Consider the following 13,751-nt stretch of genomic DNA (forward strand, 5'->3'; position numbering starts at 1 on the left):
CTAACCCGCAACACGCCGCATGATCTTGTCCGCCAGCGGGTCGTCCTCTCCCACCAAGCCGACAATCTCGAGCGACCCTGCCTCATCGCGCCGGGCCAGCAGCACGACGAACTCAGCATCGCCGATATCGACATTGGCGATCGGCTGTGCGGGGGTGTTGCGCAGTTTGCGGCGCGTCTCCAGCTTGCGCGCCGTATCGCCGCTGCCGTCGTCCTTCGCGCGGCGCGCGCGGCGTTCCTGCTGCACGATTGCCTTGAGCCCGCCGGGCTGATCGGCCAGCACATCGGCGAGGCCACCGCGCGGAATGTCGCGCCGCATTGCATAACTCAGCACACACGCATATTCTGCAAGCCGCGTCTTGTCGTAGCTTGCCCCGAAGACCAACTTGACCAAGGGCGTCATCGGCGCACGGGCCTGCGCCGCGATACCGCTTTCGGCCAGCAACTCGGCATAATCGTCCGGACGACCGCGCGCGGCGATCGCAAAATCATGCGCCCGGCCGATGGCGGCATACAGCGAGGCGCGCGAACGTTCTTCGGTTGCCAGCGCCGCATCGACATGGGCGCGCGCGAAATCGAGCAGATCGGCCAAAGCGGCGTCGCCGCCGGGAATCTCGGCCGCCGGAAAGGCATTGGTTGTCTGGGGCTCATCGCCGCCGCCACCGCCGCCGCCAAAGCCGACTTCGACCAGGCCATCTGTGACATTGGTAAACAGCGCATAGCCATCAAGCGCGAGCGGCTCTTCAAATGCCCCCAGATCAAGCTCACCGGGTGCCAGATTCTGTGCAGGATCGTCTTCCCAGATCGGCAGCGCAGGCTTGCGCGGAGTCTGCTTCACAGCCTCGTCGATCTGCAGGATCAGCTCGTCGGTCAGCTTTTTGTCCGCCAGTTCCTTCCAGTTGATGACGCCGTAGACAAAATCGATGCTGTCATCGTCGGTCGAAAAGGGGAGCAGAATCCCGCGGTACATGATCGTGGAGCCGCGATCGTTCTGATATTCCGCCTCGAACCCGATCGGTGCCTGGTTGGCAAGAATCTGCATGTAATGATCGGTGATCCGTGACAGCAACGAGCGGCCCGGCACCTCGTCCAGATACGCGACCGCTTCATCCAGATCGCACTCGTCGCGCAACGCCTTACCGATAAACGGAATTGCCGGATTTTCGATGCCTGATGTGAAATCGAGCAGCACGCTGTTGGGGCCGAAATCCTCGATGTTGTCCGGATCAAGGTCTTCGATCGACGGAAACACGCGGTTTCCCAGCAGCTTGGCCCAATAGTTATAGGCACGCACGTGCATCCGCCTCTCGTCGCTGCCAAACGACTGGGGCGGATCCATCAGTGCTTCATCATCGGCTTCGGGCGTTGCAGACGCAAGCTGTGCATCGTCTGCGTCGTCATGGCCGTGCATGCCATCGCGATATCCGCGCAGAGTATCCATCTATCGGTCCCAACCTGTGTTACAGACCGGTAATGTCACTCAAGAGGGTAAAACTTGGGTTAACCGGCAGGTCACAAAGCAAATTTGCTTCCATGGGGTTGAGCAGGTCTGGCCGGCCAAGAGCAGGGAAGGCTAGGGCAGGGCAGCCGGGGCCGCGACGCGCGATCGTGACAATACTCATATGCTTGAACGCCGCTTGCATCCCGCCCAAGCTGCTGTTATCGGCTCGCACCGCACCACCGGCGCCTCCAGCGCCGACCCTGCGCCGCTTTAGCTCAGTTGGTAGAGCACATCATTCGTAATGATGGGGTCACGTGTTCGAGTCACGTAAGCGGCACCACCACCCCTTCCCAAAACGTCCCAAAACGTTGATTTTCTGCGGGTTTCGAGCTATTTTGCTCGTGACTGGAATCTCGCTTTGTTCCAAATTGTGCCCCCAGATTTCGTTAATTTGGGGGCACAATTGGGGGCACTGCGACAGGAAAAAGCGTGGTGCCCCCAAATGTCTCTCAAAGCCGCAGAAATCAGAGGGTTTCAGCCGATTGATACCGTCTACCGCAAATCCGACGACAAAGGCCTCTATCTTGAGATTCGGCCGAACGGTTCGAAGCACTGGTTCGTGAAATACAGGATCCACGGATCCGAAAAGAGGTTGTCGCTTGGAAGCTGGCCTGAGGTGTCGCTAGCCGACGCACGCGAGCGCCGTGACGATGTCCGCAAAAGGATCAGGGCAGGCGACGATCCGCTGCATTCCCGCAAAATGGAGAAGATCAGGGCGCGCCTGTCAGCTGACAACAGCTTTCAGTCGGTTGCAGAGGACCTGATTGCAGTTCGGTTTGTTGCCAGCCAAAAGGCTGAGGCCACCATCGAGAAAGCACGCTGGTTTCTTTCGCATCTGACGCCAACCATCGGTCCTCGCCCTATCGACGCCGTTGAGCCCGCAGAGCTGTTAGCTGTGCTCAAAAAGATCGAAAAGGCGGGCAAGCGCGAAACGGCGGTGCGTACCAGGGCCTTCGCCAGCCGCGTATTTCGGCACGGGGTCGCGATGGCATTATGCAAGCATGATCCGGCAGCAATGCTTGGTGGTGCACTGGCGACGCCAATTGTCACGCATCATGCCGCACTGCTTGAGCCTCATCAACTCGGACAGGTACTTCGCGCTATCGATGAATACGCTGGCGGGATGGTCGTGAAGTTTGCCATGCAGCTTCTGCCGCACGTGTTCCTCCGTCCCGGTGAGTTACGATATGGCAAATGGCCCGAGGTTGACTTTGACGAGTCAGTCTGGCGCGTTCCTGCGGAGCGAACCAAGCTGCGTCGGCCCCACAGCGTACCGCTGTCACGGCAATCTCTTAAACTGCTCAAGGCGCTTCGAGAGCATACCGGCTGGCGAGAGTACATGTTCCCTGCCCAAAGCTCGCTACAGAAACCGATGTGTGAGAATGCGATGAACGCCGCTTACCGCCGAATGGGGTTCGGGAAGGATATAGTGACCTCCCACGGCTTCAGGGCAACGGCGAGCACGTTGTTGAACGAAAGCGGGGAATGGCATCCTGATGCAATCGAGCGGGCTCTTGCCCATGGACACAGCAATGCTGTTCGAGGTGCCTATGCCCGTGGACAGCACTGGGATGAGCGTGTTGCGATGGCTCAATGGTGGAGCGATTACCTGGATCAGATTTCTGTCGGTGCGGAGGTCGTTCCAATCATTAAACGTGCAAGCCGCTGATTAAAGAGAACGCTAGGGTCACCGCTAGGGGGTTCGTTATCTTGAAGCTAGATCAAGGATGTGCCGCTGCCCGACCGATTGGTCATTTCGCAGCCAACTTCGGTGAGGTTTGGCTGTGACATGTCTGGAATTGGGCCGTTTGCGGAATGGCAGGTCCTAGCCAAGAAATGGCTGAAGCCGCCTGTCAGCTTTCAGAAAATCGCCGCAGGGCATCCCATGGCCGCAACTGGGTGGTTTTCTGCCTTACTGCTTGCGGCTTAGCCTTCATCCTTCGATCGCCGTACTAAAATCTCCGACCGATAGATGAGCTGCTAAGTTTTCATCTTTCATGTCTTCAATGGTGGCGGACGTGCCGTCCAGATGTCGCTGCAGATATTCCGACCACCACGGCAAGCGCCGCTCTACCCCCGTGGTCACTTCCTCATCTGCAATTCTCACCGTAATGCGACGCAAGGCGTAACCCGGCCCAAACACGGAGCCGAATTCAGCGGGGCTCACAGCCCGGACCGAGGCCGGATCGGCCAAGTCGCGGAAAGTCACCAGCATGGGATAGTCTCCCTGCCCGACCTCCGCTTGCGGTCTCACGCCATCGCCGGAGGCGATCCGCGCGGCGCTCTCGACGATATCGTTTCGATAGGCTGGATCGAGCGCGGTCATCGACATGCCCGCCATGTCACCATGCTTGGCATTCGTCTTGAGGAGCGCGAACACAGTCTGGCCGTTCGGGAGGTCCACTGCGACCGCTTCGCCCCTGACGCCCCAGTCGCGCTTTGCTTCATCGGGAAGAAGTGCAGTCTTGTTGTTCGCCCACACTTCGTAAACGCTCGAGCCGCTGCGCTGCCCCTGGGGCGTGTCTACTTCGACGGTGAGGCGGAACCGATACTTCTCGGGGAATAATTCAACGCAACCTGGCAATGCCAGCGCAATAGCAGCAGCCAGCATAGTGCCGCCGATCCTTCGCCAAACGCCCATCGCCCTGCCTCTCTAATTGTGCTGCGAGCCGCAGCACCCAATGCGGAAGGTAACTCAACTTCGCTAATGAAGAATTGTAGCGTACGTCAGCTTTAGGGTGGCGTAACACGCAACGTCAGCGGCAGCTATGGGGTCGTTTGCCGAACGGCAGCTTTTTTCCGCAATGCACGAATAGCTGCCCATCAGGTTTCGGGATACGCTGCAAGCTTGCCCTATGGCCGAAATTGGGTCGGAAGCCGCTATCTCCGTCTAGCAAATCGCTCCCATAATTCATTCTACAGGACTTAATGTTACTTCGATTGAGATTACGCGGTCCACGATGATTTCTGATACGTAGCTGCTCAAATGACCATACCCTCCGGGTTCTCCGGAATAGCGTGTCTTTCTACCAATAAACGATATGCGATAGCTCTTGCCATTGGACTCGTCGAATAGACGAGGTGTAAGCCATATATCGGCGTTCGCTCCGTTACATTCTTTTTGATCCGCTTCGGTTGGGCAGAACACCGAATGTTCATATTGGTTCAACCAACGACCATGCCAGACTTTTGCGGGTTCCATGAAGACGCATTGATCGATGGGCAGCCTTGTTTTTACGGCCTCACCATCCACCATCTTTTCTCGCATGCAAGGCACTTCTCCACCATCAGCCGCGCTACGTGACAAAGCTATCTGCTGATCTATAGGGTTGATGTAAGCCATATACGGGATATCGCCATACGGCCTGACGTCAAATACAGCGACTTCCTCGTCCGAAACACCCATCCGTGACTCGGGCTCCACTCCCCGACTGTCTGGCCTGCATCCAGCTAGGAAAACGATCGCGACGAGGTAAGGCAGGAGTCTCACTCGACTACTCTACATTCGATTCAAAGCCCGAACAATAAAGACATAATTGAAATGTCCGCTTCGGGGTCGGTTTGAGAATTTCGGCTTCCAGCAAAAAATCCGTTGAAGCCGCCCGGCGGCTTTCGGATCCGGTAGCCGACCCCGCTCATGACTGGAGCTGGGTCGCTTGCTGAATTTCTGTTTTGGACCGCAGTCGGGAGCTAGGCGGCGTGGACAAATTGGTTGACGCGAGACTCGGTGGTTGATTCAAGGCTTCCTTTTGGAGGCAGGGTTGAGCCGGGGTGATCTTAGCGAAGCAGAATGGCTTGTTTTGAGGGATTTGCTGCCGATTGAGGCGGCAAATCGAGGACGTGGGCGACCGCTGGAAGAGAACCGTTCGATCATCAATGGTATTCTCTGGCGGCTTCGCTGCGGCACACCGTGGCGCGATGTCCCAGTCAAATACGGCAACTGGAACACGATCTACCGTCGCTTTCGTCGTTGGAGCGAGGCCGGGGTCTGGGAGGCTGTATCAGTCACGCTGGCCGAGATCATGGCAGACAGCGGGCACTACAGCATCGATAGCACCACGGTTCGCGCCCACGTCTCGGCAGCGGGTGGAAAAGGGGGGCTCATCGACGCGCTCTTGGCCGCTCGCGGGGCGGGTTCACCAGTAAACTTCACTGCCTGGTTGATGCACGAGGACGACCACTCGCCTTCCACCTCACCGTCGGCCAAGCGGCCGATTGCAAAGCCTATGACACGCTGATCGCACTGCCGGAGCAGGCACCAAAAGCGCTGCTGGCCGACAAGGGATACGACGCCGATGCCATCCGCGCAGACCTCGCCAGCCGCAAAATCGAAGCCGTAATCCCGGGTCGTTCAAACCGCCGGGTAAAGATCGAACATGATCGGGCGCTCTACCGTGAGCGAAACCACATCGAACGCTTCTTCGGTCGCCTGAAAATCAACCGCGCTATCGCAACCCGATACGATCAACTCGCCGAGAGCTTCCTCAGCATGGTCCATATCGCCGCAGCCAGATACTGGCTCAAATTTGTCCACGCCGCCTAGCAAACCTAATCCAGACGTTTTTCTGCAAGCACCGTTAGCCATGGCCCCTGCACGCCATCGAAGCCGCCCCCAGTCATTTCCTCTATCACCAATCGAGACCAAGGAGCGGCAATCAGATATTGGCGCTCAGCTTGCTCGCGCGAAAGATAATTGAAATAACGACCGAACGTGTCTCGCCCATCTGCGCCCCCTGATTTGTAGCTCGCGAAGTGCTTTCCCCCGGGTTTGAGGGCACAGTGTATTTTGGACAATACGGAGGCTAATGAGTTGACCGGCACATGGAGCAACGAGGCGGCGGCATACACGGCGTCGAATCTGCTGTCGGCACTCAACTGATCGAAGCGGAGAACTTCCACTCGAACGCCCAATCGTTTTTCAGCCTCGGCGGCAATTTCTGGCACTCCATCAGTTGCATGAACGTCAAATCCTGAGGCCATCATGAATTCAGCCTCTAATCCTCCCCCGCAACCAAGTTCAAGAATGCAGGCGCCCGGGCTGAGGAGCGCGAGAAAGCGTTGAAGATAAGGACTAACGCCCTCTCTTGCAGTGGCAGCGTAAATCAGCGCTTTGGTCGAGTAAAATTCAATCGTGGCATCGTCATAGTGCGTGTTCATGCTGTAGCCTGAGACCTGATCGCTTGAATGAGAGATCAATACGACACTCACAAAGCTTCGGCTATGAGGTCGGCAAAAGAATTTCCGGTTCTGGCGCAATCGCTGCGATAGCTGCCTGACCGGTTTTGGGTGCGCGCCGATCCGCAGTGAATGGCCATTTTTGGGTGGATTGCGGTCTGGCGGCTTTAAGGATGCTCAGATGCGATAGCCGCCGTTGATCCAGACGAAGCGATGCGGCCGAGAGCGACCCAGACCCGGTCGTTCGTTCGCATAAGAGCGAACGTCAGTTCCCGCTGAAACCTGCCGTCGACTTATGTTTGTGCATTCCGGCAGCATGAATAGCCCCTAGATTTCTGGACGCCTTCGATCCTAATTTTGAGGACAGGAGGCAAAGATGGGGAAGCCCAATTTGATGGGGAAGCCCAATTTCAGTGATGAGTTCAAGCGTGATGCGGTGAACACTATCCCGTTGGTGACGCAGACGGTGCGATCGGCAGCAGTCAGTCTCCGCACATGATTACCTGCCGCGTAGGTCCTTGGTCGCCACCGGGGCCCCGCCGGATTGTCCTTTCACCGTCAGGACAGAACCTGAGGCGGGACTACGCCAAATTGTACTCATATGAATTTGCACATTGAAAGAAGCGCTGCCGAAGCGGCGCTAAGCCTAGGGTCCAGACTCGTTCACAGCCAGAACGCGATGGCGGCAGCGAGGCTCACGGCTGACAGGAAGTTGCGGGCGAGCTTGTCGTAGCGGGTAGCCACGCGGCGGAAGTCCTTGAGGCGGCAGAACATGGCCTCGACCCGCCACCGGTCTTTGTAGCGGCGCTGATCATACTGCATGGGGCGCTTGCGATTGCGGCGACCGGGGATCACGGGGATCGTGCCTTGGTCACGCAGCGCGGCCCTGATCCGATTGGCGTCATAGCCTCGGTCGGCGATCACCCGCTTCATGCCAACCGTTTGGCCGATCAGCAGGTCAGCACCTTTCACATCAGACGTGTTTCCGGGCGTCAGGACAAGGCGGAGCGGCCTTCCGAGGACATCGACGAGGGCATGTATCTTCGTTGTCCTGCCACCACGCGAGATGCCAATGGCATTGGCCCGCGCCCCCCTTTTGCGCCTCCGGCGCTGCGGTGGGCCTTGATGTAGCTGCTGTCGATCTGCCCGGTCTCGGTGACCCAACCCTCTTCGGTCAGCGCCGCCAGAATGCGTGTCCAGATGCCCCGGCGGCTCCACCTGTTCCAGCGGTTGTAGACAGTTGTCGCCGGGCCGTATTCCGCAGGGCAATCTGCCCATCGCCCGCCGCACTTGAGCATGTGAACGATCCCCGAAATCACCCGCCGGTCATCCACCCGCCGTGCGCCTGGCTGGTTCTTCGGCAAATGGGGTTCGATCGCTGACCATGCTTCGTCCGACAACCAGAACAATGAACGCGACATCTCAAAGGGCCTCCTGCTTCAGTGGAGACCCATTGAATCAATGTACGCAAGGATTTTCAAGAGACTGATTGGGTTTGGACCCTAATCGCGATAGGTCTGACGGTAAAATTGGCATTAGTGCTATCTGGAAAGCGATACATCGCAGCCAGTATGTAATGGAAGTTTCACAGGACCGTAACGGCAATACCATAAGAGGCCATTCCGCGATTTGTATTCGCGACTATACAGCCTACGGAGCCGAACGAGCTATTCTGTGTTTGCTTTTTCAGTTCATATGAATTAAATCGATTCTAGATATCTTCAGGTTGACTGAAACGGGTGAGGTGAAGCTGTGGCTGATTTTGGGTCTTCGCAGGCAATTCTTCATGCGGTGGAAGAGCCGCACCGCTTTTTCCTAGACGACATAATCTCTAATATCGAGATACATGGCTATCACATTGTTGATGGCTGTCATTCGGAAGGGGACGTACTCGCGTTTCTCAGTCGACTGGGCAATACCGTTCAGCACCGGGATTCAGAGTCGACAGGAGTGACATACTTGGCGACGAAGGGTGGCATCGCGAATTTGCCGGGATTTGCCGGATTCAGCTCTGAGGCTCTGCCTCCACACACGGACAGAAGCGCACTTCCCGTTCCCCCTCGGCTCCTTGCAATGGGATGGTGCTTTGCCTCGTCAGCAGGTGGTGATCTTAGCGTTCATGACTTCGCCAAGATCCTTCCCAGACTTCGAAAAGCGCATCCATCGGTAGTCGATCTCATCACTGAACAGCTTCGCATTCGTTACGACGATGGGGAGCAAAGCTTTCACGGGCCCATGCTTGAGGCTGTGGGGGAGAACAGATTTCGGCTGCGGTTTCGCATCGATGGAAACGGCTATTATCGGTTTGTCGACAGCGCTTTGATTTCGCTCTTGGTGCAGGAAATCAATCGGACCCAAATGCCCGTGCGGCTTGGACCGGGGCAGCTCATTATTATCGACAATCACCGTTGCCTTCACTCGCGTGGGCATTATTGCGGGGAGCGGCTTGTGCTTCGGGTCTTGCTCGACACCGAACATCTTGAAGCCGGATTTGAGGAATGTAGCGATGCCACTTAAAGAACTGGCTTCCGTCTATGACCCGGATGATGATGCCAATGCAGACTGGATCGTCCGATCTCCAAAGGCTTTTTTTATTCTCGACGGCGCTTCATCTCTCTTGGGAGAGTCGATCGAAGGCCTTTCCTCTGCCTCTTGGCTGGTGAGGCAGATCGGCAAGAAGCTAGAGGCGTTCGAAGGGCCGAGTGTCGAGGCTGGAATGCATTCGATACTCGAAGATATCGCATCCCAAGCCCAAGCGCTTGACGGCGCTAGCTCAAAATCCGATCCGCCCTTCTGCTGCCTCATCGGATGCATTGAGCACGACGATGTGATCGAGCTAGTGAGCTGGGGCGATTGCCAGGCGATCGTTAGCCTCGGAGAAGATGCGAGTTGCGAACTTTTCGGTTTTAACAGCGTCGCTCTTCTCGACGATGCAATCACACGCGCCGTCACCGCTGAAAAGAGGGCGGGCACGGAGCATTTAGAAGCGTTCCGAAAATACGTTCCGCAGATTGTTGAGAACAGACAAAAGCGCAATGTTGATCGAGGCTATCAGATCCTCGATCTACGCCCTCCGTATGTTGGAATTCCCGAGAGGCGATTTTTAGATAAGCGGCTGGCACATAGAATTTTGCTAACCACTGATGGGTTGTTTCGAGCGGTAACTTGCTATGGAATGGCTACGCTCCAGGAAGTTGCCAGCATAGATTCGCAAGAGCGCCTATCTGATCTACTCCATAGAATGAGAGAGATAGAGGGCGGTGATAAGGGCTGCGATCTCTATCCTCGATTGAAGCCTCGTGATGATGTCGCCGCGATCCTGTTGGATTTTCAGCCCGAATAAGCATGCAAAGGACACTCGCTATGAGCGATGCTCTGGCAACGCATTTCCCTGTTTCGGTGAAAGCCATCGTCGAGACCAATGATGGCTTTGTTCTTCTCAAAAATGAACGAGACGAGTGGGAACTCCCCGGTGGAAAGCTTGAAAACGGGGAGGATCTACGGTCCTGCGCGGTGAGGGAGATTCTAGAAGAAACCGGTTTGGTGATTGAGATCCAATTGCTGGCCCATAGCTGGGTCTACCGGGTCAACGGATGCGAAGTCGTAATCATTGCCTATAAGGCACGGAAGATTTCAACGGAAACGACGCTCTCCTTGAGTGCCGAGCATAAAGAAATCGGGGTGTTCCCTGCAGGTTTGATTGCGCAGCTCAACATGCCGCAAGGTTACAAAGACGCGATTGAGTTGAGCATATCGATGTGCGAGTACGCATGATGCAGGAGGCAATGCGGATCGATCGCGATCACGCGCAAAGTGATAGCTCTCTCGGAGGGCCTGATCTCGACGAGATCATTTCGAGCAGGTTGGGTTTGCGCTCGGATTCGGCCATCGGAAGTATGGCCATTTTTACGGCAAAGCGGATCTTTGGATATCGAGAAGCCCGCCGACTTATGACCGCTCTGGAAGGGTTTAAAGGCGCGGATGCTTTCGATGCGATGGAGAGCCTTGCCGGGATAAAGGTGGAGGTAACTGGCCTGGAGGTTGTTCCAGAGCAAGGAGCAGCTCTTTTGGTGACAAATCATCCGACAGGAGCCCCTGATGGGGTTGCGCTATGGGCAGCTATCAAAGCCAAAAGACGCGACATCAGCTTCATTTCGAGCACAGAGGCTGTATCGTTTTTGCGAGGCGTTGATGATTTTATCATCCCAGTTGATCTTTTGAAATCGAGTGAGGGAGGACGGAACACGCGTAGACTGGGTCACGCGATTCTTCGGGCGGTTAAGCAAGGCCGTCTCATCATAGTCACGCCCGCCGCGCAGATAACGGCAAGGCCAAATGGGATCGAGCCCTACTGGCAAAGTGGATACGCGGAGATTGCGGCACGCTTCAAGCTCCCGGTTATTGCGGCTCATATCTCCGCACGAAACTCGAGGGCATATTATGCTGCCGGGAGGATCAGCAAACCTCTCCAACAACTCTTGGTCTTCCGGCAATTGATCAACAGGCAAGGGAAGCCATTGAAAGTAAGTTTCGACCGAGAGTTGCACACAATTCAAAACACGGCCGAAATCGAAGATTTCAATGCTCGGATCCGTCGGCGCGTTTTCGAGGTGGGAAGTGCTCATGGGTGAGGTTGCGAGGTTCGTATCGTCTCCTGTTAAAATCGTCGATGCGATACCCGCTGGCTGGTCTCTTTTCAGAGAGAAGGAAGATACGACCGCTGCGCACCGCTTTGCAATCGCTTTGGACGGCGAAACCATGGAAGGCCACTTCCGGGCGTACGAGCTTCATTTCGCGAAAAAGGAGAGGCGTGGCGATCTCGACGCGCTTATGGAATGCCTCAGCGACATCAACTCTCTCCGCCGCTTTCCTGAAGAATCGCTAGGCGCCCACTACGCGCGCTATATGGACAAAAATGAACTCAACTTCGACGCGTTTGTTGAGGAGTGCGTGCGTATGCACGAGGGCTACTATTCAAGCAGCCCCACGAGTGAAGCCCAAAAATCGTGGTTCATGATGAACAATATTTGCCACGATTTTTTCCATGTCTTGGGTGGCTACGATATCGACGCCATGGGCGAGCTTTGCGTCCAAGCATTTTTTTCCGCTCAATCGGGCTCTCGCGCCGCTGGTCTTCTCGCCCGAATTGGTTCATTCGCTGCGATGGTCGCTGCACCAGATATATCTGCGCAGAAAATGGTTCGCCGGGCATATGGCCAGGGTCGCGAGGCGAGGAATTTCTCGCTCGTCGACTGGGTTGCAATTGTCGGGGCGCCTATCGACCATGTTCGTCAGAACCTGAATGTGACGCCAAATGAGTTTTACGAACAGGTTCCGAAAGATCGGTTGGAGAGGATTCTGGTAGGAACGGGTGGGGGGAACTGATGGCCAAAGCAAAGGTAAGGCTCGCCATCGGAATCGCGCTCTGCGCGCTTTTTTTAGATGCGATGGCATTTGGGAGCCTTTTGCCTGTTTTGCCTGATTTTTTGCGGCTGGTGGGAATGGAGAGCGAGACGCAGATCGCGGTTAGCGCGAGCATATTGTTGCTGACCTTCGCCGTATTTCAGTTTCTTTTTGTCCCGGTTATGAGCGCGTTGAGCGACCGATTTGGGCGTAGGGCAATCTTGATTCCATCGATGCTGGGCTTGGGATTTGACTATGCGATAATGAGTGTAACCGACAGCATAGTGATTCTCACCATTGCTCGGGCGGTATCGGGCGGTTTGGCAGCAACCTATGCTGTAGCAATTGCGATAGCTGCCGACTGCGTGCCCCCAGAGAAGCGGGCAAGCATTTTTGGCCTTGCTTCTGGAGCGATCGGCGCAGGGTTTGTGTTTGGTCCAGGCCTGGGCGGAATCCTCGGCGAAGTCGCTATCCGGCTGCCGATGATCGTCTCATCTACAGCGTTTTTTGCTGTCGCGGTCATCGCGTATTTTTTCTTGCCAGAAACCCTGGATACGAAAGATCGCAGGACGCCGCAGATTGAAGAGCTGATCCCATTCGTTCAATTTGCCGCAATCAGACATGACCGGTCTGCCATTTACATGCTAGTTGCGGTCTTTGTCATATTTCTCAGCTCGCACGCATATTTCAGCTTATGGCCGTTTTATGCAACTGATATTCTGGACTGGGGCATCGGCAAAGTCGGCCTTTCGATGACGATCTATGGCTGTTTGCTCGCTGTCGTGAGCGCAGTGCTGGTGGGTCCAGCCGAGAAGCTTTTCGGCAGTTGGCGATTGGCTTGCCTGAGTCTTTTGCCAGCCATCATCTCATTCCTGGGCCTAGCTGTCGCGATTCAGGATGTGCCGGTCTATTCGTTTCTGATTCTAGGAGGCCTAAGCGCCGCAACTGTGCCGGCGATTCAGGCGACGCTCTCGCCGCGTTTTGGGGCAGATAGGCAGGGCCAGCTTCAAGGGCTGGTCGCAAGTATGCAGAGTCTCGGGGCAATTGTCGGGCCGCCGGTAATGTTTGCCGCTTTTGCCTCCCCGATAACCGACAAACTCTTGGGCGGATTTATTTATTTGATAGGGGCGGCTGGGCTCTCCATTGGCTTGTTGCTCCTGCTTGCCGCCCGTCCGTCGGGGAAGCACGTCAGAGCTATGGCCAGCTGGCTGGAATCGAGATAGCGCATTGGTCGGGCCCAAGCATTGCCGGCTAGGTGAGAGCGGGCTGAGCGGCTTCGAGTCGTTCGTAGCGATCGGCCCATTCAGCTTTGCACTCTTCTTGCGAATGCCCAGCATAGAAGCCGTCGTCTTCCATTTTGTGAGGGGATGCCGATCCGAGAGATAGAGCGGCGCACACCCCTCGTCGCTTTTCGCCGTGCGTTGAGGTCTCCGCCGAAGCGGATCACTGCGTCGAGCGCCTCCTCCAAACGGCGCTGCCGTGTCGGGGCTGATTTGGCGGAGAGCACATGCTGAACCGCCATACGCTTGCGTCCCGGTGTAAGACAGCCCCAGGCAGCTGCAGCATCGGCATCGCGGTCCAGCGCGGCCTGCAATACGTCGGGGACATCCGTAAGCCTGCGGTGAGTACCGCGGTTCAGGCAGCCTGACGCTGGATTTGAGCGGGTCGCCAGT

General features: G+C 56.2%; 13 protein-coding genes, 1 tRNA gene and 1 pseudogene. 9 read left to right on the plus strand and 6 right to left on the minus strand.

The window, feature by feature from the left end; all coding sequences use genetic code 11:
* On the minus strand, nucleotides 1-1,440 hold the full coding sequence (locus IEW00_RS07975) for a PAS domain-containing protein (protein ID WP_229736881.1): 1,440 nt from the start codon (nucleotides 1,438-1,440) through the stop codon (nucleotides 1-3).
* Between the two features lie 264 nt (nucleotides 1,441-1,704).
* Between IEW00_RS07975 and IEW00_RS07980 the strand changes: the two genes are divergently transcribed.
* Nucleotides 1,705-1,780, plus strand: a tRNA-Thr gene (locus IEW00_RS07980).
* 162 nt (nucleotides 1,781-1,942) lie between these two features.
* Nucleotides 1,943-3,169 (plus strand): tyrosine-type recombinase/integrase, encoded by a 1,227-nt coding sequence (locus tag IEW00_RS07985; protein ID WP_188513819.1) that lies wholly within the window; start codon nucleotides 1,943-1,945, stop codon nucleotides 3,167-3,169.
* Nucleotides 3,170-3,433: 264 nt separating this feature from the next.
* On the opposite strand, the gene IEW00_RS07990 is transcribed toward IEW00_RS07985, so the two are convergent.
* Nucleotides 3,434-4,111 carry a hypothetical protein gene (locus IEW00_RS07990; protein ID WP_188513820.1) on the minus strand — a complete coding sequence of 226 codons (678 nt, stop codon included), beginning with the start codon at nucleotides 4,109-4,111 and terminating at the stop codon, nucleotides 3,434-3,436.
* A gap of 300 nt (nucleotides 4,112-4,411) precedes the next feature.
* Nucleotides 4,412-4,906, minus strand: coding sequence for a hypothetical protein (locus tag IEW00_RS07995; protein ID WP_188513821.1), 495 nt, complete (start codon nucleotides 4,904-4,906; stop codon nucleotides 4,412-4,414).
* A 355-nt stretch (nucleotides 4,907-5,261) separates the two neighbouring features.
* Here IEW00_RS07995 and IEW00_RS08000 point away from each other — a divergent pair.
* Nucleotides 5,262-6,043, plus strand: a protein-coding gene (locus tag IEW00_RS08000; RefSeq protein ID WP_229736882.1) for an IS5 family transposase whose coding sequence is annotated in 2 segments (ribosomal slippage) — nucleotides 5,262-5,589 and nucleotides 5,589-6,043 — 783 coding nt in all. Because the reading frame shifts where the segments join, the coding sequence is not laid out codon by codon here.
* 5 nt (nucleotides 6,044-6,048) lie between these two features.
* Here the strand turns inward: IEW00_RS08000 and IEW00_RS08005 are convergent.
* Together IEW00_RS08005 and IEW00_RS08010 are read right to left on the minus strand one after the other, a co-directional pair.
* A complete protein-coding gene (locus IEW00_RS08005) occupies nucleotides 6,049-6,657 on the minus strand; it encodes a class I SAM-dependent methyltransferase (RefSeq protein ID WP_188513822.1) in 609 nt (202 codons plus the stop codon).
* 681 nt (nucleotides 6,658-7,338) lie between these two features.
* Nucleotides 7,339-8,096 (minus strand): annotated as a pseudogene (locus tag IEW00_RS08010) (IS5 family transposase).
* A 370-nt stretch (nucleotides 8,097-8,466) separates the two neighbouring features.
* On the opposite strand from IEW00_RS08010, the gene IEW00_RS17675 reads away from it, so the two are divergent.
* From IEW00_RS17675 to IEW00_RS08040, 6 genes are read left to right on the plus strand one after another with little or no spacing between them, the layout of a single operon-like run.
* Nucleotides 8,467-9,192 carry a TauD/TfdA family dioxygenase gene (locus IEW00_RS17675; protein WP_373282614.1) on the plus strand — a complete coding sequence of 242 codons (726 nt, stop codon included), beginning with the start codon at nucleotides 8,467-8,469 and terminating at the stop codon, nucleotides 9,190-9,192.
* Nucleotides 9,182-10,018 carry a protein phosphatase 2C domain-containing protein gene (locus IEW00_RS08020; RefSeq protein WP_188513825.1) on the plus strand — a complete coding sequence of 279 codons (837 nt, stop codon included), beginning with the start codon at nucleotides 9,182-9,184 and terminating at the stop codon, nucleotides 10,016-10,018. The genes IEW00_RS17675 and IEW00_RS08020 overlap by 11 nt, the downstream gene beginning before the upstream one ends.
* 20 nt (nucleotides 10,019-10,038) lie before the next feature.
* Entirely contained in the window at nucleotides 10,039-10,449 is a 411-nt protein-coding gene (locus IEW00_RS08025; RefSeq protein ID WP_229736884.1) for an NUDIX hydrolase, read from the plus strand.
* A complete protein-coding gene (locus tag IEW00_RS08030; RefSeq protein ID WP_188513827.1) occupies nucleotides 10,446-11,306 on the plus strand; it encodes a 1-acyl-sn-glycerol-3-phosphate acyltransferase in 861 nt (286 codons plus the stop codon). Before IEW00_RS08025 ends, IEW00_RS08030 begins: the two co-directional genes overlap by 4 nt.
* Nucleotides 11,299-12,060: a Coq4 family protein gene (locus IEW00_RS08035; RefSeq protein ID WP_188513828.1), complete on the plus strand. Its 762-nt coding sequence runs from the start codon at nucleotides 11,299-11,301 to the stop codon at nucleotides 12,058-12,060. The genes IEW00_RS08030 and IEW00_RS08035 overlap by 8 nt, the downstream gene beginning before the upstream one ends.
* Complete coding sequence (locus IEW00_RS08040) at nucleotides 12,060-13,301, plus strand: MFS transporter (RefSeq protein ID WP_188513829.1); 1,242 nt, start codon at nucleotides 12,060-12,062, stop codon at nucleotides 13,299-13,301. Before IEW00_RS08035 ends, IEW00_RS08040 begins: the two co-directional genes overlap by 1 nt.
* An 80-nt stretch (nucleotides 13,302-13,381) precedes the next feature.
* Here IEW00_RS08040 and IEW00_RS17680 read toward each other — a convergent pair whose 3' ends face one another.
* Nucleotides 13,382-13,750 (minus strand): YdeI/OmpD-associated family protein, encoded by a 369-nt coding sequence (locus IEW00_RS17680; protein WP_373282603.1) that lies wholly within the window; start codon nucleotides 13,748-13,750, stop codon nucleotides 13,382-13,384.
* Nucleotide 13,751: the final 1 nt, after the last annotated feature.

The sequence above is a fragment of the Blastomonas aquatica genome (assembly GCF_014639875.1).
GTDB classification, from domain to species: Bacteria; Pseudomonadota; Alphaproteobacteria; order Sphingomonadales; family Sphingomonadaceae; genus Blastomonas; species Blastomonas aquatica.